12 protein-coding genes and 1 tRNA gene are annotated in these 21,080 nt (G+C 70.1%); 7 read left to right on the top strand and 6 right to left on the bottom strand.

All coding sequences use genetic code 11. From position 1 onward, the window contains the following. Window positions 1–76: 76 nt before the first annotated feature. Genes CXQ92_RS07930 through CXQ92_RS07920 form a run of 3 tightly spaced genes read right to left on the bottom strand, consistent with a single transcriptional unit; the run spans window position 77 to window position 8,884 of the window. Entirely contained in the window at window positions 77–4,372 is a 4,296-nt protein-coding gene (locus CXQ92_RS07930; RefSeq protein WP_104167024.1) for an FtsK/SpoIIIE domain-containing protein, read from the bottom strand. Between the two features lie 58 nt (window positions 4,373–4,430). Continuing rightward, a complete protein-coding gene (locus CXQ92_RS07925) occupies window positions 4,431–5,780 on the bottom strand; it encodes a hypothetical protein (RefSeq protein WP_104167022.1) in 1,350 nt (449 codons plus the stop codon). Beyond that, window positions 5,777–8,884, bottom strand: coding sequence for a hypothetical protein (locus CXQ92_RS07920; protein WP_104167020.1), 3,108 nt, complete (start codon window positions 8,882–8,884; stop codon window positions 5,777–5,779). The genes CXQ92_RS07925 and CXQ92_RS07920 overlap by 4 nt, the downstream gene beginning before the upstream one ends. Before the next feature lie 217 nt (window positions 8,885–9,101). On the opposite strand from CXQ92_RS07920, the gene CXQ92_RS07915 reads away from it, so the two are divergent. The 4 genes from CXQ92_RS07915 to CXQ92_RS07900 all read left to right on the top strand — a co-directional run bounded on the left by CXQ92_RS07915 (window position 9,102) and on the right by CXQ92_RS07900 (window position 17,203). Further along, on the top strand, window positions 9,102–9,383 hold the full coding sequence (locus tag CXQ92_RS07915) for a pyrophosphorylase (RefSeq protein WP_104167018.1): 282 nt from the start codon (window positions 9,102–9,104) through the stop codon (window positions 9,381–9,383). A gap of 285 nt (window positions 9,384–9,668) precedes the next feature. After that, complete coding sequence (locus CXQ92_RS07910; RefSeq protein ID WP_146067416.1) at window positions 9,669–15,389, top strand: DUF6531 domain-containing protein; 5,721 nt, start codon at window positions 9,669–9,671, stop codon at window positions 15,387–15,389. A 15-nt stretch (window positions 15,390–15,404) separates the two neighbouring features. Beyond that, window positions 15,405–16,202 (top strand): hypothetical protein, encoded by a 798-nt coding sequence (locus CXQ92_RS07905; RefSeq protein ID WP_146067415.1) that lies wholly within the window; start codon window positions 15,405–15,407, stop codon window positions 16,200–16,202. 119 nt (window positions 16,203–16,321) lie between these two features. Then, window positions 16,322–17,203 (top strand): hypothetical protein, encoded by an 882-nt coding sequence (locus CXQ92_RS07900; RefSeq protein WP_219815699.1) that lies wholly within the window; start codon window positions 16,322–16,324, stop codon window positions 17,201–17,203. Window positions 17,204–17,379: 176 nt separating this feature from the next. Here CXQ92_RS07900 and CXQ92_RS07895 read toward each other — a convergent pair. From CXQ92_RS07895 to tadA, 3 genes are all read right to left on the bottom strand, one after another. Further along, a tRNA-Ser gene (locus tag CXQ92_RS07895) sits at window positions 17,380–17,469 on the bottom strand. A gap of 57 nt (window positions 17,470–17,526) precedes the next feature. Then, window positions 17,527–18,015 carry a pyridoxamine 5'-phosphate oxidase family protein gene (locus tag CXQ92_RS07890; protein ID WP_104167010.1) on the bottom strand — a complete coding sequence of 163 codons (489 nt, stop codon included), beginning with the start codon at window positions 18,013–18,015 and terminating at the stop codon, window positions 17,527–17,529. 61 nt (window positions 18,016–18,076) lie between these two features. Further along, window positions 18,077–18,571: a tRNA adenosine(34) deaminase TadA gene (gene tadA, locus CXQ92_RS07885; RefSeq protein ID WP_104167008.1), complete on the bottom strand. Its 495-nt coding sequence runs from the start codon at window positions 18,569–18,571 to the stop codon at window positions 18,077–18,079. Window positions 18,572–18,594: 23 nt separating this feature from the next. Here tadA and upp point away from each other — a divergent pair, with 23 nt between their 5' ends. The 3 genes from upp (at window position 18,595) to CXQ92_RS07870 (ending at window position 21,067) form a co-directional block, all read left to right on the top strand. Beyond that, window positions 18,595–19,230 carry a uracil phosphoribosyltransferase gene (gene upp / locus CXQ92_RS07880; RefSeq protein WP_104167006.1) on the top strand — a complete coding sequence of 212 codons (636 nt, stop codon included), beginning with the start codon at window positions 18,595–18,597 and terminating at the stop codon, window positions 19,228–19,230. 453 nt (window positions 19,231–19,683) lie between these two features. Then, window positions 19,684–20,496: a winged helix-turn-helix domain-containing protein gene (locus CXQ92_RS07875; protein ID WP_104167004.1), complete on the top strand. Its 813-nt coding sequence runs from the start codon at window positions 19,684–19,686 to the stop codon at window positions 20,494–20,496. Window positions 20,497–20,533: 37 nt separating this feature from the next. Then, on the top strand, window positions 20,534–21,067 hold the full coding sequence (locus CXQ92_RS07870) for a histidine phosphatase family protein (RefSeq protein WP_181033593.1): 534 nt from the start codon (window positions 20,534–20,536) through the stop codon (window positions 21,065–21,067). Window positions 21,068–21,080 lie beyond the last annotated feature (13 nt).

Raw genomic sequence — 21,080 nt, 5'->3', positions numbered from 1 at the left:
CCTCGATCTTTCCAACGCCGTCGGTCTGCTCTGCCGTGGACACCCGCGTCGGCGCCCCTGTCATCGTAGGTGCCGGTCAGCCGGGGCTGATCGACTGGACGAGGGCCACCTGCCCGCCCACGCCGAGATATCCGCGTCCGGGAGTCATCGCCACCGGCGCCTTCCGGGGGAGTGCCGTGCCCAGCAGTTCGCCGTCGTAGTCCACGTCCGGCTGCAGCAGCACGCCCAGGCGGGACTTGCGGATCGTCTTGGTCCAATGGCCGTACAGTCCGCGCAGGTCCGCCGCCCGTCCTGCAGCGACGACGCACAGGCCCGCCTGCCCGGAGGCCACGATGCCCGCGATGGACTGGTCAGGGTCCTCGAAGCGCTCCGCGTCGTCGATCAGGAGGAACACCGGGCCGCGCTCGAGCCGCAGGGAGGCCAGCAACGCCGGCACCTCGTCCGCGCCGACGGCCGTCCGGTCGAGGGCGGCGGAGGCCAGGGGAGAACGGCGGTCGCAGATGCCCCAGACCTGGGTCACCCCCTGGGGTGTGGCCGTCCCCCGCAGGGCTGCGGCGAGAGCCATGAGCAGGGTGGACTTCCCGGACCGGGCGGGCCCGGCGATGAGCGCGTGCTCGCCCTCGTAGACCTCCACGAACGCCGGGGAGAGGTCCGCCTCCTGGAGCCCGATCGGGATGCGCCACGGCTCGGCGTCCAACTGCGGTTCCACCCCCAGATCCTGCAGGGTGACGTCCGCGGGCAGGCGCCTGATCGCCCGGGACTTCGCGGGGGCGTGGGCCCAGTTCTGCCGTACCCGTTCCACCGCCGCCGCGATGCCGATGCCGGGCGTCGCCACATGCATCTGGAGCGTGCTGCGGGGGTCCACACAGCGGCCGGGGAGTGCGGCGGGGATCTGCTTGCCCCGGACGCCGAGGGAGGAGTAGTCGTAGGTGTCCGCCAGGCGGAACAGCCACCGCTGCAGGGTCACCTCGTTCATGGCCGAGGGCACCGCCTTGGCGCGGGTGGTGGACACCGCGAAGGAGAGTCCGAGCGCCGGGCCGTCGGCGTACGCACGGTACAGCAGGTCCAGCAGTTGCTGCCCCTCGTAGTCCTGCAGCTCGTCCCGCAGCGATGCCAGGCCGTCCAGCAACACCACGGTGCGGCGGTGGGTGCCCGGCTCCGCGCGGCGCCGCTCCAGTTCGGCGTGCAGGTGCCGTAGGAAGCGGGCCTGCTGCTCCTTGGCTCCGGCACCGGACCCCACGTAGGCCACGGTGTGTGGCAGGCCTTCCAGGGCCTCGAGCGCCCGCGAGCCCAGGTCGAGCACCATCAGGTCCAGGTCGGCCGGATCGGTGTCCCGGGCGAGGGACAGCGCAATGGACGCCAGCGTGGTGGTGGTGCCGGAACCGGCCACGCCCATCAGCATCAGGTTCCCGGCGGACAGGTCCCAGCCCGCCGGGGACTGGCGCTGCAGCTCCGGCTCGTCCATGAGGGTCACCAGCACGGAGGAGCCGCGGACGCCGCCCACCCGCGGGAGGTGGAGGGGATCCGGGTCGGCCGAGCCGTCGTCGTCCCCTTCAGCGAGGAAACCGTCGAGCTCCACGCGCTCGCCGAGGGCCTCCGGCCAGACCTGACGCGGCGGCGCATAGCCGGCGTCGGCGTTGGCCCCGACCACGGCGTCGATGAGGAGGTCGAGGTCGTTCTCGTCCGACGTCGCGGGTGCCGACGGCGCCGCCGGGGCCACGGGGACACCGAACCGGTGCACCTCCCGGACATCCACTGCCGCGCCGCCGCCCACCTGCACGCGTCCCGTGACGAGGGCCGTCTGCACGGGGGTGATCTCGTCCTGCCCCAGCTTCACGAAGGCCCGGCCCATCTGGGCCCGGCCGATCGCCGAGGCCGCGGGCACGCCGATGACGTTGCTGGAGTCTTCGCGGCTCTGCACCCGCAGCGCCACGCGGAGGTTCGTGTTCGCGAGGATGTCCTCGCTCACGACGCCGGCGGGGCGCTGCGTGGCCAGGATCATGTGTACGCCCAGTGTCCGGCCCACGGCTCCCACGCTGACGAGCGCCTTCAGCACGTCCGGGAAATCCTTGGCCAGCATGGCGAACTCGTCGATCACGAGGAGCAGCCTCGGCATGGGCTCGGCCGGATTCGTGGCGAGGTAGGCATTCAGGTTGTCGATGCCCTCGCCGGCCGCCGCGAAGACCCGCTGGCGCCGCTCCATCTCCGCTTCCAGGGCCAGGAGGGCCCGGTCGGCCAGTTGCTCGTCCAGGTTGGAGATGGTGCCGATGGTGTGCGGAAGGCGCTCGCAGGCCTTGAAGGCGGCACCACCCTTGAAGTCGACGAGGATGAAGTTCAGGCGCGTGGGATCGTTGCGGGCTGCGAGGCCGGCCACGAGCGAGCGCAGGAACTCGGACTTGCCGGAGCCGGTGGTGCCGCCCACCAGGCCGTGCGGGCCGTCCTTGACGAGGTCCAGCGTGAGGGTCCCGTTCTCGTCCGTGCCGATCGGCGTGGACACTCCCGGGGATGCCTCCCACATGCGGCGGATGGTCGCCGGGTCCGGGCGCTCGTAGCCCAGGAGCCGGGGGAGCCGCACGAGGGCGGGCAACGAGGCCCCGGGCACGCTGAGCTCCGGGTCGTCGAAGCGGGCGAGGCGCATGGCGCAGCGCAGGGCCTCCTCCTCGTCGAGACAGGCGAGGATGACGTCGTCCACGCGGGTCAGGTCCTCCGGCTGCTCCACGGTGGCCGCCGCGTCCGCACCCACCCTGATGATGGTGGTGCAGGCTGCCGGCAGTTGCTCCTCCGAGGTGGCGATGACGATGCCCGCCACCCGGGACGTGCGCTGGTGCGCCGTCAGGGAGGCCCCGGGCATGGAGCGGCCCATGCCGAGCAGTGCGCGGGCCGGGGCGTCCCGGCCCTCGGTGAGGACCTCGGAGTCCAGGACCACCAGCAGGGCCGGTGTGGGCAGGTCGGTGACCGTGTCCTTGAGCGTGCGCAGCATGGCGAGGCTCGTCTCGCGGTGCGCGGACATCCACCGCTGGCCCGTGCTGCTGCCGGCCTGGCGCGTGTGCGGGAGCCAGGAGGCCCACTCCCACTCGTCGGCGCGCCCGGCGTCGCAGAAGACGCCGACGGTGAGGTCCGCCGGTCCTACGTGCACCGTGGCCTGGGCGAGGAGGGACCGGGCCAGCGCCAGGGTCCCCTCCCGCGGTCCGACCATGCCCACCACGCCGGCGTCGGTCAGGTCCACCAGCACGGGGGCGGCCTGCAGGCGCGCGGCCATGAGGGAGTCCTTGACCTTCTCGTGCAGCCGCGGGCCCGCTCCCCGCTCCACCGGGGGCTTCCACGGGACGTCGCCGGTACCGGCGTGCAGGGCCAGGAAGTCGTCCGCGTCGGCGCGGCGCTGCCACAGGGAGGTGGCGGGGAGGGCCGCACGCCGCACGACGGTCGCGGGGTCGGGGATCAGCCGATGGCGCAGGGCGGTCTCGGTCTCGGCCGCCGTACGGATCTGCTGCTCGAACTCCTCGATCGCCCCGGTGAAGCGGGCGTCCTCGTCCTTGAGGCCGAGGGCATGACGGCGTTTCTGTTCGAACCACATGCCCACGGCCATCACTGGGCTGAGCATGGCGAACATCGCGAAGCGGAGGTCCCGCAGGATGATGACCATGGCCACGGCCATCACGAGGGGGGCGAGCACGCTGATGTAGCTGAACTTGCTGGCCGGCGGGACGTCCTTGGGGCTCGGAGGGACCAGCGCGTCGGCCGCCGGAGCCTTCCCGGGACGGGGCGGCCGGTTGAAGGGCGCCGTCGCTGCGGGCGTCAGGTTGTGCAGGCTGCCCGGCGCGGGGGCCGGTGTCTCGTCGAGGGACCGGCGCAGCAGGAGCACTGTCCCGCCCGCGGTGATCGTGGCGATCTCGGGGACCAGGACGCCGTCGTCCCCCACCTTCTCACCGTCCACGAGGGTGCCGTTCGTCGATCCGCTGTCCAGCACCCGCACGCCGTCGTCCTCCCGGCGCAGGCGGCAATGTTCCCACGATGCGCTCTCGGCAGGCAGGGTGAGGTCCGCGTGCGGGGACCGGCCGATGAGCATCTCGCGCCCCTGCGGGACGTCGACCACCCTGCCGGCGTGCTGCCCGCCGGCGAGGGTCACACTCCAGCCGTGGATGCGCGCGGGCACCTGCCACGGCGCCCGGGCGACGCGGCTGCCCTCCAGGAGGACGAGCTCCGACACGGGGGCGGAACCGCGGACCTCGGTCTCGTCGACGAACACGGACTCGTCGGGTGCGAGGCGCGGCCCGCCGGCGGTCTCCACCAGGTCGGCCAGCGTGGTGGCCGGCGCGGCGTGCGCCACCTCGCACTCGAAGCGACGCTCGTCCAGATCGATCAGCACACGCACGGTGGCGTTCCTTCTGTCGGTGGGGCCCGTCCGCTGAGGGCGGACCGGGGGAGATCGGTCAGGGGCTCGTCGGCGTGGGGGCCGGTGCCGGCACCCAGACGAGGCGCGGCGCGTTCTCGTCCGCCGGCCGCAGGCCCAGATCCTGGGGGGACGCATAGACCGGCATGGCCTTGGCGGTGAGCGCCTCGGGGCGCGAGAAGTCCAGCGGCGGCCCGGCAAGGCCCTCGCCGGGGCCCAGCGAGACGGCGCGGAGGGCTTCGCCGATCTCCGCCGGGTCGGCGCTGCCGGCCAGGGCGGTCGCCCGCACCAGGGCGACGACGGCATCGTGGCTGGCCGGGTCCGCCGCCCAGGCATCGGCGGAGAACGGCGCGTCACCCGTCAGGTTCTTGATGTCCGGGTCGCCGGCGGCCAGGCGCACGGCGGAGAGGAAGGCGGACATCCCGCGCCCCTGGGCGTCCTGCTGCAGGGCGGCGCTGTCGCCGGCGGACGATGCGATGCCGACCAGCTGCCCCGAGGCGGTCCCGTCGAGCTCGGAGAGCGCGGAGGCGAAGGCCGGGGCTGTCGCGCCGTCCGGGAGGATCAGGGGTACGGAGACGTCACGGGACTGCAGGGCCTGGACCAGGCGGGCCAGCCGCTGCGGTGTGGCGGCCGAGACGACCACGGCGTCCGCGGGACCGGCGACGCCTGCGGACCCGGTGCCCGCGGGGGCGTCCGGTGCGCGCTGCTGGTCGCCGGTGAGGATCGCGGCCTCCTGCGCCAGGCCCGTCACGTCGTCGAAATCCTGGAGGTCGAGGGTCTGCGCGGTCGGCACCGACGTCGGGGTGGGACCGCCGTCGACGACGAGCAGCACGCTGCTCCTGCCGTTCACCGCGGTCCGGAGGGCCACCTCCACGGAGCTGCCGGACGGCATCGTGGTCCAGACGGACGGCGCGGGCTCCGACGGTTGCGCGTACGGCAGGATGGCCGGGAGGCCGAGGTCCGCGGCGGTACGGGCCGCCGCCCGGGCCTGCGGGCCCGAGCTCGCCACGACGATGCCGGACACGCCCTGCTCCGCGAGCGCCTGGACAGCGGCGCGTGCGCCGTCCTCCGTGCCGCGGTCGTTCTCGGTGGGGAGGGCGACCGCGGCGCCTCCCTGGGCGAAGCGCTGGCCGGCGACGACCGCGCCCTGGGCCGCCCGGTTGTACTCGGAGCCGGGCTCGCCGGACTGGCCCAACGTCACGACGACGCCGATCGACACGTCCTCGGGCAGACCGTCGGCGTCCAGGGCGACGGGGACCGTCGCGGCCACCGGATCGGGCCGGATGGCCTCCGCGGGGCGGTTCAGCATCACGGTCACGGCGATCACGGCTGCGACGAGGACGGCCGCCCCGGCGACGACCAGCGTCATGAGCCCGGTGCGCGGGCTCATGCGCCGGCGTCGATCGTCAGCGTGTAGAGGGTCTGCGAGGTCGCGCCCTCCGGCACCTTGAGATGGAAGGGCGGCAGTTCCTCGACGGCGGCGAGGGAGGCCTTGAACTGTGCCTGGCGCAGCAGCAGCCCGGCGACGTCCCGGGAACGGATGTTGGTGTACCCCTCGGCGTTCTGGGAGGCGAGGGCCAGCTGGAAATCGGCGGTGTCCGCCTTGGCGGCGCTCGTGGCCATGGAGCCGAGGAGGCCGGAGCCGTTCACGGAGCGGTCGCCGAGATCGAGCATTACGTTGTTGAGGCTCGAGGCCAGCAGGGCACCGGCACCCTCGACATCGCGGGTGGAGCCGGACGTGCTGGAGGCGATGTTCGCGAGCGAGGCCTGCGTGCTCTCGTCCAGGCTCGCGGCCAGGGCGGCACCCCGCTGGTTCAGGTCGATCCGCTGCTTGTCCACGGTCCCCCCGGCGTCGGTCACGACCTCGTCCGAGGTGACCTTCAGGCCCGAGATGGAGCGGTCGAACGCCGTGATCACGGACGCGGAGCCCGCGTCTCCGATCTCGGCGACCTCGCGCACCTGGTTACCCACAGTCTTGTCGATCTCGGCTTTCGTGTCGGCCGATACTTTGCCGAGGGACTTCGTGATCTCGGCTCCGAGCCCGTCCTGCTGTGCCTTCAGCTCCGTGAGGGTTGCCCCGATCCGTTCGGAGGACACGATCGCTGTGCCCAGCAAGTCCTTCAGGTCCTCGAGTTCGCGTTCGATGCTCGTGACATCCGCGGTGGCGGTCTCGTCGAGCGCCTCCACGGCGTCCTCGACCGCGTCCAGCCCGGCCTCGGTGTCGTCGATCGTGGTGTCCAGGGCGTCGAACGCCTGGGCGATCTCCTGGTCGGGGTCGGTGGTGTCGACGGCGGCGAGGACGGAGTCCCAGGCGGTGGCCTGGTCGCGTAGCCGGACATCCAGCGGGTCGTCGAAGCCGAGCGGCGGGATCCCGTCCAGCGGAGGTAGCAGCTCGACCTGCATGACCCTGTCCATCGTGGCGCCCGCCGAGGCTCCGTCCGTCGCGGACACGCCGGGCGCGGGGTCGTCCGTCGCGGACCCGTCCGGGGTGGGCACCGGGGGTGCGGGCACGGTCGGCGCGGAGTCCGTGGGCGCAGGTGTGGGGTTGCTGGGCGTGGAGTCCGTGGGCTCGGGTGTTGGGGTGCCCGGCGCGGATCCGGTGGGCGTGGGCGCAGGGGGCTCGGGTGAAGGGGTCGGCTCGGTCTGCTCGGTCGGCTCGCACGGCGTGGACGTCAGGTAGGAGCGCAGCTGCTCCGCGTCCCGGGTGGACAGCCGGCCATTGCGCGGGAACTTGCCGTCGGCCAGTCGGCACAGCTCGTCGGCGAGTCGCTGGCTCTGCTGCATCATCGACCCGTCCAGCAGCGAGCCGTCGGCCAACTCGCTTCTGGCCGCCGTCGCCGTCCCGCCGATGACCTCCAGCCTGTCCCGTAGCTCGTCGATGCTGTCGCGGGCTGCTGCGGATGCGTCGCGGGTCGCGGTGACGGAGTCGCGCGCGGACTCGATCGCGTCCTCCACGGTAGCGAGGGCCGCCGTGTAGTCGTCGTCGGCCGCGGTGGTCTCGAGCAGCGCCTCGAGGACCTCGCTCACCTCCGCCAGCGAGCCTTCTGATGCCTCCTGATTCTTGAGCGCTCGCGGAAGCGACGTCAAGTCCAGGCTCGCGACGAGAGCGTCGCTCTTCGCGACCAGTCCCACCAGCGCGGCGGTGACGGTGACGGCGGAGCCGCGGAGGGAGCAGGTCACCGAGCCCTGTGCGGCGCACTCCTCCGGTGTAGGGTTCTCGGGGCCCACGGTGGTCCTGAGGGAGTCCGCCACCATGTCCCGGCAGTCAGCACTGACCTTCGCGTAGGCATCGAGCTGGGCCGCCATGGTCAGGATGCTCGAGTACACGGTGGCCGTCTGCCCGGGCCTGGGCACCTCGGCGGTGCAGCCGTCGCCGTTGACGGGGACCGTCGTGGGTGCAGCCGAGGTGTCTCCCAGCATCGAGTCCACCGCGGACACGGTCTGCTGCAACTGCGACAGGGTGGTGGACTGCGCCGTGCTCGTCGCGGCTTCCAGATCCGAGCCGAGCGACTGCAGCTGGTCCTTCAGGTCCTGCATGGTCCGGGCCAGGGCCTGGGAGTTGTCGCGCAGCTCACCGGCGGTCTCGACCCCCAGGGTCTCGGAGGTCGTCTCCAGGTTCTGCCGGACGTCCGTGATGGTGGCCCCTGCCTTGGTCAGCACGATGTTGACATCTGCGACGAGGGCGATGGTGCGGCGTTGCAGGTCGAGTTCGGAACCGGTCCCCGAGGAGAACGCGTCGGTGATCACGCCGTCCGCGCTGAGGTCGGTGTTGAGGCCCGGCTGCACCGCCAGATCGAAAGCGGGAACCTGGAAGTCCTCGACGTCGGCCACGAGGCGCAGCGTGGTGCTCGCTCCGGAGCGGGGCGGCGCCAGCACCGTCGCCCACTGCACGACGGCGGCGCCGTCCTCGGTGCTGCTCAGCACGCCATTGGTGCCGGCCGTGCCATCGGCGGAGCCCGGGGTGACGTCGTCGGTCCGGACGCCCTCGAGCTTCGTCGACGCGGCGATCGTCAGGGGGGCGCCTACGAGGGCGGTGGCGGAGCGGGTCTGGCCCGCGGCGTCGTACTCGATGGTCCGTGGCTCGACGGTGAGATTCTCGAGCGTCAGGTCGATCTCCACCGGACCGGTATGGCCCTGCAGCTCGGCGAGGTCGGAACCGGACTTCCCCCCGGCCCGGTACTGCAGGCTCACCCGCACCGGCAGTTCGCCCACCGTGTCGGCCGTGCTGTACTCCGTGTTCTCCGTGGAGGACGCACCGGTGGCGCTCACCGAGATGGTGGTTCCTTCGATCGTCTCGATGCCGGCGGCGGGGGAGAGGCCCACCCGGACGTGCTGCAGGAGCTTGACGGGATCGGACACCGGCTCCGGCTCGGGAGTCGGCGTACAGGATGTCGTGGCGATCAGTCCTGCGGCGATGACGACGGCGCCCAGCCCCCGTCCCGGCGCGCTACGGCGTCTCGAGTTGTGCTGGTGCGTGCGAGACCGTGTGGCCATGATCGTCCCCAATTCCGTTCGGTGCCTCGAGCATCATACTCACGCGCGAACATATTCATTGTTCGGCGCTCTCGAAGGGCTTTTCCTGGTGTTCCGGAATGGTGTTTGTGGCTGTGGTGGCTTTTATGGACCGGTGTTGGTAGCGTCGCGTGCGTCCGCTCGCCGGTGGTTGTTCGTCCGGCATTGAAGCGGTTGTCTCTTGGGGAGGATATTTTTCATGTCGCGTGTGTTGTCGACCGAGCAGGCGAAGGCTGCTATCGGTCAGGTGCAGTCGATCATCAATGGTGGTTTCACCGATCAGATCTCGGCATTGGATTCGCAGGGAAAGATCCTGTCCGATCCGAATATCTGGGACGGGCCGCTGGCTCAGCAGTTCCGTGGGTCGACGTGGCCGGAGACGAAGGCCGCCCTGGACAAGGCGAAGCAGGAGCTCGAGGAGCTGCGGACGCAGCTGCAGAAGATCTCCCAGGACATCTTCTCCGCGGGCGGCGGAGCCTGAGCACGTCGTCGCGGCTGTGAGGTCGGGCTGACCGCTCCACGCGTCTGCGTGGTGCGGTCAGCCCGTCCGTCACGGAAAGTGGTCTCCCCGGCGCTGGGTTCTCCCGGACCGGGTTTTTTTGGGTTGTCCTGCCGTGTGCGGGGCGTCCTCCGCGCCGGCCTTGTTCGGTGTAGGTCTCTTTCTTTGTAGGTCTCTATTCTTCGTGCTTTTCCCGTGCGGGTGCCTGCCGGCATGGTCGATGGTTTCTTCTTGCTGTTGTTCTTGTTCCTTGGGGGGGCGTTCGTTGTGACCGAATTCGTTGAGATGCCGTTGTTGCCGGAGTCGGATGCGTCCAATGGTGGCCGGTTCAGTTACGGGGTGGCCGGGTCGGTGCGGCGGGCTTTCGAGTCGGCCGCGACCCGGCTCGAGAACCAGTCCGGGACCCGGACCTCCTATGTCACGGCGGCGAAAGAGGATTTCAAGGGACATTTCTCCGAGGTCTTCCAGACCAATGGCTCTACCGCGGCCAGTGACGCAAGCGCGTTGGCATCAGCCCTGCGGACCGTGGCCGGCTATGTGGGGCAGATGATCGACGCCGCGCACGAGGAGGACGCCCGGCGCCGGGAGAACAACGAGTGGGTGCGCGAGCACAACGACCGCAACGCGCTCGAGAAGGGCTGGGACTGGCTTGTCGGTGAGGAGGAACGGCCGAACGCGGACCCGGGGAAGGCGCCGTCGTTCGCCCCTGCGTCGGCGTCCACGGGATCCCGTGAGACCCCGGGGCCCGGTAGCGGGTCCGGGGGCGGTGGGGGCGGGACGTCGTCGGCGCGCCCTGAGCACCTGCGCACCTTCGCCACCAACTCCCGCGGGTTGGATGACGGGTTGGCGTCGGCGCCGGGTTCCCTGGAAGGGCACCTCTCCGATTTCGCGTCCAGTTGCTCGTGGGGGTCCCTGGAGGCCTCGGGAGTCCTGGCCGCGTACCGGGCGTTCCTGACCGCCAACGAGAACGACGCGGCGTGGGCGGTCACGATCGCCGATGCGTTCGCGGCCGCCGGGGGCGAGGGGAACGTCTCGACCGTCTCGGACGCGGCGCTGAACGAGGCGTTGGCGGCGGCCGGGGTGAGCGCGTCCCGGTCCGCCCTGACGATCGACCCGCCCGCGGCGGCGGGCGCGATGCCGACCAGCGGGTACGCGAACGATCCGGTGAACACCGCCACCGGGAACTTCATCGAACCAAAGACCGACCTGGGGTTCACGGGGGCCGCCTCGAGCCTGGTGCTCTCGCGCATGTACAACTCGCTCGCTTCGGGCCTGGAGACGGCGGGGGTGTTCGGTCCGGGCTGGGCCTCGGTCCTGGACCAGCACCTGAGCCTTTCGGACGAGGGTGCCCGCTGGGTCATGGCCGACGGCCGGGCCGTCGACTTCCCCCGCACCGGGGACGCCTGGGGTCGGGCCGTGGGCGAGAACTACTGGCTCACCCGGGAACCCGCCACCGCTGCGCACCTCGGGGAACTGGACTCGGTGCCGGAGGGTTCCTCCGAGGTCCTGGTGGTCCGGGACAACCGGGGTGCCTGGTGGGTGTTCAGCGTTTCCGGCGTGTGGCTGGGTGCCGGGTCCGGTCCCGGCCGCACGGTCTCCGTTCACAGGGAGGCGCCGGTCGACGCAGCCGACTCTGATGCCGGCTTCTCCGATGCAAGTACGCCCGCCGATGGTGCTTCCGATGGTGCGGGGCTGATCAGCCGATTGGCGCATGTGCGGGGGCGGTTCCTGGACGTCGAGTACGTGGACGGGCGGGCCGCCGTCGTGCGGGCTTCGGATGGGCGTCGGGTGGAGTACGGGTACGACGACGCCGGCCGGCTGGTGACTGTCAGCACCGAAACCGGGACGCGCACGTACCGGTGGAACGAGGCCGGTCTGATCGACGCGGTGGTGTCCGCCGCGGGGGTTGTGGAGGCGGAGAACTCCTATGACGAGCAAGGCAGGGTGGTCCTGCAGGTCACCCAGCACGGGCGCCGGGTCCGGTTCGCGTATCTGCCGGGCCGGGTCACGGTCGTCTCGGACGAGGACGGGTCCCGGTCGAACTCGTGGGTCGCGGATGCCAAGGGACGCCTGGTGGGTGTCCTGGATTCGGAGGACAGGCGCCAGTCCATGGCCTACGACGTGCACGGGAACCTGGTGTCGTTGACCGAGCGCGACGGCTCCGTTACGGTCCACGGCTACGATGACCGGGGCCGAAGGACCCGGACGGTGACCCCGGAGGGCGCGGATCTGACCTACGGGTGGGACGAGCACGACCGCCTGATCACCCTGGTCACTGCGACCGGGTCCGTCGTCACGTACGAGTACGCCGACGAGGGTGCCGGCATTACCCGGGATCCCTGCGTGGTGGACGACGCCCTGGGCGGGCGGACCGAACTCCACTGGAAGGACGGGCAGCTTCGTCGGGTGACGGACCCGGTCGGGGTGAGTGTCGGGTTCGAGTACGACGGGTTCGGGGACCTGATCGCCACCCGCAACGCCGTCGGCGATGTCGCCCGGATCGTCCGGGATCAGGCGGGCCGCCCTGTGGCGGTGATCAGCCCGTCGGGGGCGCAGACCCGGTTCGTGTACGACAGCAAGGGTCTGCTGGTCCGCCAGGTCGACCCGGACGGGGCGGTGTGGGCGTTCGAGCACGACCCGCCGGGGCGCCTCACGGCGTCGATCGCCCCCGACGGGGGACGGACGAGCCTGGAGTACGGGCCGACGGGGGACCTGGTCCGCACCACCGACCCCCTCGGCCGGACCATCTCTCGGGTGGTCGACGAGCTCGGGAACGTCACCGGAGCGGTCCTGTCCGACGGCGCCCGCTGGGGTTTCACCCACGACACCCTGTCCCGGCTGGTCGGGATCACCGACCCGGCCGGACACGACTGGGTCCGCGAATACGACCGGGTCGGCGCCCTGACCGCCGTCGTGGACCCGACCGGGGTCCGCACTGACACCACCACGGACCGGACCGCCGGGACGGCGACCCTCGCCGACGCGTTCGCGACCACGACCTACAGCTTCGATCAGTACGGGCGCCCCACGAAAGTCCAGGGCGCGGACGGCACGACGGAGCTCACCACCTATGACGCAGCCGGGAATCCGGTCGAACTCCTCGACGGCGAGGGCGGGCTGACGGTCCTGGGCCGGGACGTCGCGGGAAAGATCACCTCCATCACCAGTCCTACCGGAGCAATCACCCGGTACGAGTACGACGTCTGCGGTCGCCCATGGCGGACCACCGACCCGACCGGGGCGGTCACCGAACTCACCTACGACGCCGACCAGCGCGTGGCCTCCCGGACCCTGCCCACCGGTGAGGTCGAGACCTTCACCTACGATCCGTGTGGGCGGCTCGTCCTGCACCGCACCCCGGGCAGTGGCACAGCCCAGTACGGGTACGACGCGTGCGGGCGGCTCACCTACTCCCAGGACACCTGGTACGGGACCCGCCGCTTCGCCTACAACACCGCCGGAGAACTCGTCTCGACCACCAACGGGGTCGGCGGAAAGACACGCTTCGAGTACGACACCCGCGGTCGCCTGATCCGGATCACCGATCCCCTCGGCGGGGTGACCACCCGCACCTACACCCAGACCGATCAGGTCGATTCCGTCACCGATCCGCTGGGTCGGGTCACCACCGCGACCTACGACCCGGCCGGCAGGCAACTGTCCCAGACCGACCCCGACGGTCACACCACCACCTGGACGTACGACGCCGCCGGCCAGGAGGCCACCACCAGTGTCGACGGACGACTGGTGGCTTCGATCGAGCGCGATGTCATGAACCGGCGGGTGGTCATCACCGACCACACCGGGAACACCGGGGCCGGGGCAAGCGGTGATGGGCTGGTCGTCGAGCATGAACTCGGCTTCGACCGGCGCGGACTGCTCACCAGCCGGACCCGGGGAGGTGCGGGCCTGTCCTGGAGCTATGACGCCGACGGGAACCGGACCTCCTTCACCGACGCTACCGGCACCACCACCACCTACACCCGCGACCCCGCAGGCAGGGTTTCCACCGTCACCAACCCGCACCTCGGCGACGCGGTGTTCACCCACGACGCCACCGGGCGCCTCACCCAGGTCACCGCCGAGGACCTCATCCAGGCATGGACCTACCGGGATGGCAGCCTTACAGAACACACCCGCACCCACAGCACCGACGCCGCCGGCGGCACGGATTTGACGCTGATCGGTTGGGACGAGGACGGCCGGATCACCGCCCTGACCCGCGCCGGCATGACCACCCGGTACGGGTACGACACCGCCGGACAGCTGATTTCTGCCGCCACCACCACTCAGATCGGTGGTCCGGAGGGTCCGGCATCGCAATCGGAGTGGGAGTACGACGCCGGCGGACGCCTGGTCCGCGAGGTTACGGCAACGGGGTCGAGGGTGTTCGAGTACGACGCCGCCGGAGAACTCCAAGCGGTCACGGGCCCGGAGGGGTCCCGGACGGAGTTCGTCCATGACGGGCTGGGCCGACGGACCCGGCAGATCGGCGCGGACGGGTCCTGGACCGAATACGCGTGGGGTCCCACCGGGCACCTGAACAGCACCTGTGAGCGGACCCCCGACGGCGAGGTCACCTCCCGGCACGAACTGTGGGTCGACGCCCTCGGCGAACTCGCCGGCATCGACGGCACCCAGCTGTGGTGGGACACCGCCAACCCCATCCCCACCCTGACCGGCATCACCAGTGGTGCCGCAGGTGGTGGCGGACAGGTCCTGTCCCTGCCCGGTGGTGTCACCGGAATCGGGGACGCGTGGATCGCGTCGGGGTGGCGGGCCGCCCGCCCCACTGATCAGACCGACCCGTGGGCGGTCCTCGGCACCCCCACCATCCCCACCCCGACGCGCGGAGGAATGCCCACCGGAATCTCGACCGGGATGGCCGGGGGACTCCCAGCGGGTGTCGGCCTGACCGGCCACGGCGGGGTGGACATCGCGGGCCTGGAATGGCTCGGCGCCAGGGCGTACGACCCCATAACCAGGGGCTTCCTGTCCACGGACCCGCTCGCCCCGGTCCTCGGTGCGGGCTGGGACGGCAACCCCTACGCCTACGCCGGCAACAACCCGCTGAACGCCACCGACCCCACCGGCCTTCGTCCCCTCACCGACGACCAACTCAAGGCCTACGACGGCACTGCCGGCGGGGCCATGGCCGCCGCAGGGGACTGGCTCGGCGACAACTGGGAATACGTCGTCGGCGGTGCCGCCATCGTCGGCGGAGCGGTACTGATGTTCGTCCCGGGTGGCCAGGTCGCCGGTATGGGACTGATCAGCTTCGGCGCCGACGTCGTGATCCAGAAAGCAACCACCGGCCAAGTCAACTGGGCACAATCTGCCGCGATGGGGGCTGTCGGGCTGCTTGGAGGCGGGGCGCTGACTGCCGGGCGGGCTGCCGCTGCTACTGCCTCATCGGTTTCAAGGCTCGGCAGCTACGTCGCCGTCAATGCGGGCGTCAACGGGGCAGCGGGCGCCGTTGGTGGCGCTGCGACTCATCTGATCAAGAACGGGGGCAGAGTCGATAACTGGCGGTCCTTCGCTGGATCCGTAGCCGGCGGTACTTTGAGCGGCGCCGTGGGCGGGCTGGCGGGACCTGCGGGCGGGACCCTGGCTCGTGCAGGCGGTCATGGCGCATATACGCTCACTGCCGCAGGCGCCAGGCCTACACTTCAGGCTGCGGCAGCAACCACTGCGCTTGGAAGTGGTGGTGCGATCGCGGGTACCGTGACTGACAAGTTCATCTCCGGGGAAGCAGTCACATGGGCCGACGTAGGGTGGTCGGGGGTCACCGGCGGTGCGCTCACCCACCTACCTGGCGGACCCAGCTCATCCAGTACACTCCAGCAAGCGGCACGAACGAATGTCAGTACGTTGTCGGGGCTCGCGAGTGGCGGCCCGAACTCGATGGCGTTGGTACGTTCCTCGCTCTATGGAACGACAACGGGATCGGGACTGGATGTTGCCAAGTTTTTCGTTGCTGGAAACTGAGACGCGGAGAAATTGATGGACAACCGTAAATCTGCTCGATTGCGTGGTTCAGGTGAGTCACGTGAATTCCGGCTCCGCCTGCTGATTCCCGCGATACTTCTGGTCCTGTTGTTGTTTCTGCTGGTCGGCTATGTGCCGCGCGAGGCGCTCGTGCCGGCGATCGTAGTAGTGGGAGCGGGGCTACTGATCAGTGGCGCTGTAGGTGTTCGTACGGGCATCCGCGGGCCGGCCTGGCTCATCTACGGTGTAATTCTTGCTGGACTGGCTCTGTTGCTCCTCGCGCCTGCCCCCTGGCGGGGGTTTGCCCTCCTGTCCGTTCCGGTGTCCGCCATCGGATACGTCATCGGGAAGGAACTCGCCTTCTTCGGATACAACCGTCGTCACCAGGCTTCACCGTCCGCATGGGTCGTGGCCGGAGAAGCGATCGACAGTGTCGCGGAAGCCAAACAGCGGGCGCTGTCCCGACTGGGGCGCTGGGAGAGTCTCGAGGATGGTCGGTTCGTCGTCGTTCTCGGTCACCGTCGCTTCGAGGCCTGGGGCGCTGCAGCGGAAGGATTTGTCGTACACATCGCTTCGGACGGTCGAGACCTTGAGACGTTGTCAGTGCTCACTCATATTCCCCACCAGAACGACGAAGTGTCGATCCGCCTGGATACACATGGTCTGACGGGCAGGGTGCCGCAGGGAGTGAAAGTTCCCACCGAAGTGGCGGAGCAGGCCCTCAACGGATTCTTCGAGACCCAGGGAGCCAAGGACCTGACCGGCTGGGCTTGGGAGAGCGGCGCTCAAGCCCAGGACCTTCGTTTCTCCTAGGCGACGGCCCGTATACGCCGGCACCGATTGCTATCCCGTTCGCATCGATGGTCCTGTCGATGCCTGGAGTCCGGAGCCAGCGGTCCCCAGCCCTCGAATGATGGCCGAACGGCGACGTCATGAAGATCTACGCGACCGACACATCGTCCTGGTCCGATACGACCAGGGGCGGAGCCGCGGTGAGAAGGTGTCGGCACGGTAAATCAGGAACGATGAACAGGAATATGAGACGACCAGCGCGTAAACGTGAATCGGGGTTGGGATACCTCGTCCTCGGCGCCGTCATTGCCTGCGGTACTGTCGCGCTGATCGTCTTCGGGCAACTCGAGGCGTCCTGGCCCGCGTTCGCAGCTCTCGCTGCGGGCGTCTTGCTGGGCCTCTGTCTGTTCAGGTTCGGGGTGCGTCACGCCTGGCTGGCGTTGCTGTGCCTGCTCGGCGCTCTGGCGGTCGGTCTGGTGCTTTTCGCCCGCACCGACGTGGCTGGCGCCGCGGGCATCGCCTGGATAGGAGGCTTCGTCGCCGGGACGCATCTGGGCGTCGCCTGGCGGATCGCTGCGAAGAACGGGAAGCCGGTGTCCGCGATTGCTGCCTGGACAGTGGACGGTCGAGGCATGAGCACCGTCGCGGAGGCGCGGAAAGCGGCTGGTGCTGCCCTGCATGCCCTGAACGGCACGAAGGGTGGGCGTCTGTCCGTCGAGCGGCGGGACGCGCGGTTCGAGGTGGCCGGTGCGGTACACCCGGGCTTCATTTGCCATCGCACCGCCGACGCCGCCGACGAAGGATCCTGGGCGGTCCTGGTGCGTACCGGGCCGGTGGCGGATCACTCGGTGGAGATACCGATGGGCGGTCCCAAGGGTTTCATGCCCCTGCGACTGGTTCATGACGTCGTGGCCGTCGAAGAGGCACTGGCCGAATGCTTCGCGGATCCGGGATCGTCCTCGTTCGGACAGGACTGGGAGACAGGCAATCAGGCCGAAGGTACCCGCCTGACAACCCGCTAGTTGTTCTGGGCCGGGAGCTCAGGCTTCCCGGGGAACGGCCGGGAGAGCATCGCTGCCGGGTGATCATCGACAGCACCGGGAGGTCGGGGCTGCTGTGCGGCACCCGCGCTCCGGTTCCCAGCCGAAGCAGAAGGCCCCGCATCCCTGTGTTCACAGGGGCTGCGGGGCCTTCTCAGTGGCGGTGACGGTGGGATTTGAACCCACGTTGGCTTTTACACCAAACAACATTTCGAGTGTTGCACCTTCGGCCGCTCGGACACGTCACCAACGCCACTACGTTACCGGGTGCACCGCCCAGGCCCAAAACGGGGCGCGCGGAGGGCCTAGGGGAGGTCGACGACGTCGTTCTTGCCGACGTCGGGCTTGGTGCCCGTCACGAGGCCCTTGACCATCTTCACGGCCGAGACGACGCGCGGCGCGTCCATGGACCAGTACTCGGCGGTGTCGGCGTCGACGTGGATGAGGGCGACGGCGGGATCCTCGCGCCCGTTCTCGAACCACGCGGACACCGACGGCCCCCACAGCTCGTCGATCTTCGCCTGGTCCTTCGTCAGGGTCGCCGTGCCCGCGATCGAGACGTACCCCTTGCCGGTGCTCGCCGAGACGTTGACCTGCGGGTTGGCGCGGATCTCGTCGGCCTTGGGGGAAGGGTCCTCCGTGAAGAACCAGAGGTCGCCGTCGAAGTCCTTCGCCTGGAGCGCGAGGGGCCTGCTCACGAGCTGGCCGTCGAGGCTCACGGTGGTGAGGATCGCGATGTCGGTCTTGCCGAGGATGTCCTGTACTTCTTTCAAGCCGTCCTGCTGATCTGCCACGTCTACTCCTTCGAGGGGGATGCTGCGGATTTCCTCAGCCTACGCACTATGCCCCCGGTCATCACCCCGGGCCGGAGCCGGACCGCTGGGCGGCGAAGAACTCCGTGAGCAGCTGGGCGCACTCGTCCTCGCGGACCCCCGCGAAGACCTCGGTCCAGTGGTTCAGCCGACGCTCGCGCAGCACGTCGAACACGGAGCCCGACGCTCCTGCCTTCTCGTCCCAGGCCCCGAACACCACGCGGGGGATGCGCGCCAGGACGGAGGCGCCGGCGCACATGGCACACGGTTCGAGCGTCACCACCAGGGTGCAGCCCCCGAGCCGCCACGCGCCGAGGCGGGCGGAGGCGACGCGGATGGCCTGCACCTCGGCGTGCGCCGTCGGGTCCCCGAGCTCCTCGCGCTGGTTCCAGCCCGTGCCGAGCACCTCGCCGTCGGGCCCGACGACGACCGCGCCGATCGGCACGTCGGCGCTCGCGCGGGTCAGTGCGGCCGCCTCCAGGGCCAGCCCCATCCACGCCCGGTGCTCGGGGAGGACAGGGAGGAGGGAGGGGGACATGGCTCCAATGGTACTTTTGAGGCATGCGTGTACTGGTAGTCGACCACCCCCTGGTAGCCCACAAACTCACGGTTCTCCGGGACAAGGACACGTCGTCGCCGGTGTTCCGGCTCCTCACCGAGGAGCTCGTCACCCTGCTGGCCTACGAGGCCACGCGTGACGTCCGCGTGGAGACCGTGTCCATCGAGACGCCCGTCACGAGGACCGAAGGCGTCGGACTCGTGAAGCCCACCCCCCTCGTGGTCCCCATCCTGCGCGCCGGCCTGGGGATGCTCGAGGGCATGACGCGCCTCGTGCCGACCGCCGAGGTGGGCTTCCTCGGCATGGCCCGCAACGAGGAGACCCTCGAGGCCATCACGTACGCCGAGCGACTGCCGGACGACCTCACCGGGCGCCAGGTGTTCGTGCTCGACCCGATGCTCGCCACGGGAGGCACCCTCCGCGAGGCCATCAAGTTCCTCTTCGCCCGGGGAGCCGCGGACATCACCTGCATCTGCCTGCTCGCCGCGCCCGAGGGACTCGCCACGCTGCAGGAGGAGCTCGAGGGCCGCAACGTCACGATCGTCCTGGCCTCGATCGACGAGCGGCTCAATGAGAAGTCGTACATCGTCCCGGGTCTCGGCGACGCCGGAGACCGCCTCTACGGCGTCGTCGGCTAGGACTTCCGCCCGGCCGCTTCGTCTCGTGACGGCTCGGCGTGCTCGGCCATCGGCCCTCCCGGGGGCTTGCAATCGGACGAATCGATCCTGTTCGGCCCAGAGCGTGGACATACTGCGCCATTTCAGAGGGACCGGCTCGCGTCGACGCGCGTTCCGTCTTCCGCGCAAGGCGTCCGCATGCTGGACTATCGACCTTTGTTACTTGCGCGTAGCCAATTGTTACATGCAATAATTCGTCACGTGAACACCCTTTCACTCGCATGTGCAGCCGCAGTCTCCTCCCCGGGCGTCCCGTCCAGAGCAGGCCGCTGCTGTCTTCGAATGCACGCGTAACGGTTACACCCCAACCCTTTTACGCACTTTCAGGCCCAACGGCGGGCGATCCTCTTCATCCCGACCGGGCACATCCCGCATTCGAGCCGCGATGACGGCACACTTCACGAGGTTGGTTCAATGTCAGTTAATCCGGGTTACGTCCATATCTCCCTCCGCTCGCCCCAGAACCGCCAGGCACGCCCGTCCTTCGGGCACGGTCACGCGCAGCAGCCCCAAGGCCCCCAGTCCCGCCTGCAGGCCGTCCCCGGCGGGGACATCGCGCCGGCCATGACGGCGCCCGTCCCCGTCGTCGCGCCCAACGGCGTGCCGGGCCCCCAGGCGGTCACCGGCGACACGACCGCGCGGGGCTTCGTGCTCTACGTCGCCCTCGACGAGGCCACCGCCGCGGCTGCGGGCACCACCTTCGCCAAACTTGCGCAGGACGTGCGGGCCTATGTGCGCTCCCTCGTGCCGACCGCCGAGAGCCACGCGGCCGTCGCCCTCGCCCCGGCGGATGCTCCTGGGTCGGACATCGACGTCGTCCGCGCTGCGCTCGGCGATCCGACCGTCGCCCGCCGTGCCCGCCCCGAGGCCGTGCCCGCGCCGTCCCGGGCGCAGCAGTCCCGCCCCACGGGAGTGCTCATCGACCTGTCGCGGCGCGAGGTCCACCTGGACGGCGAGACCCTGAACCTCACGTTCAAGGAGTTCGAACTCCTGAACTACCTCGTGGAGAACGCGACCCGCACCGTGGGCCGGGAGGAACTCCTCAGCGGCCTGTGGCGGAACGCCGACGAGGTGCCGAACGAGCGCACCATCGACGTGCACATCCGCCGCCTGCGCTCGAAGCTGGGCCGCCTGGCGAACACCGTCCGCACCGTCCGCGGCCAGGGCTACCGCTTCTACGACCACCCCGAAGTAGTGGTCTGGGCGGCGCCCGAGTACTCCATCTAGGCTGCTGGGAACGCCGGGGAAGCTCTAGACTGCGAGGATGGCCTCCCACCTGAAACGACTCATGCTGCTGCGCCACGCGAAGGCCGAGTTCCAGGAGGGCATCCCCGACCACGAGCGGTCGCTGAGTTCGCGCGGCCACGCCGACGCCCCGCTCGTGGGGCGCTGGATGCTGGAACACGATGCCGTCCCCGACTTCATCCTCGTCTCCACTGCCCTGCGCACCCGCCAGACCTGCACCTGGGTCTGCAAGGAGCTGGGGGACAAAGCGCCCACGCCCAAGCTGGAGGACGAGCTCTACGCGGCCCGTCCCTCCGAGATGCTCGCCCTCATCAACCACGTGCCGCAGACCGTGACGAGCCTGCTCGTCATCGCGCACAATCCCGGCGTCCAGGACCTGGCGATGCGCCTGGCTTCCGTCCGCTCCAGCGAACGCGCGGTCATGGATCTCGCGACGGACTACCCGACGTCGGGCCTCACCGTCATGGCGTTCGACGGTCCCTGGGCGGAGCTCGACGGGCGCGACGCCGACGTCACGGACTTCGTGGTCCGCCGGGCATCGACTCTCCGCTGACGGGTCCGGTCCG

It is taken from the genome of Arthrobacter sp. SX1312, assembly GCF_002929295.1.
GTDB lineage: Bacteria > Actinomycetota > Actinomycetes > Actinomycetales > Micrococcaceae > Arthrobacter_D.
This window is presented reverse-complemented; position numbering and strand designations above follow the sequence as displayed.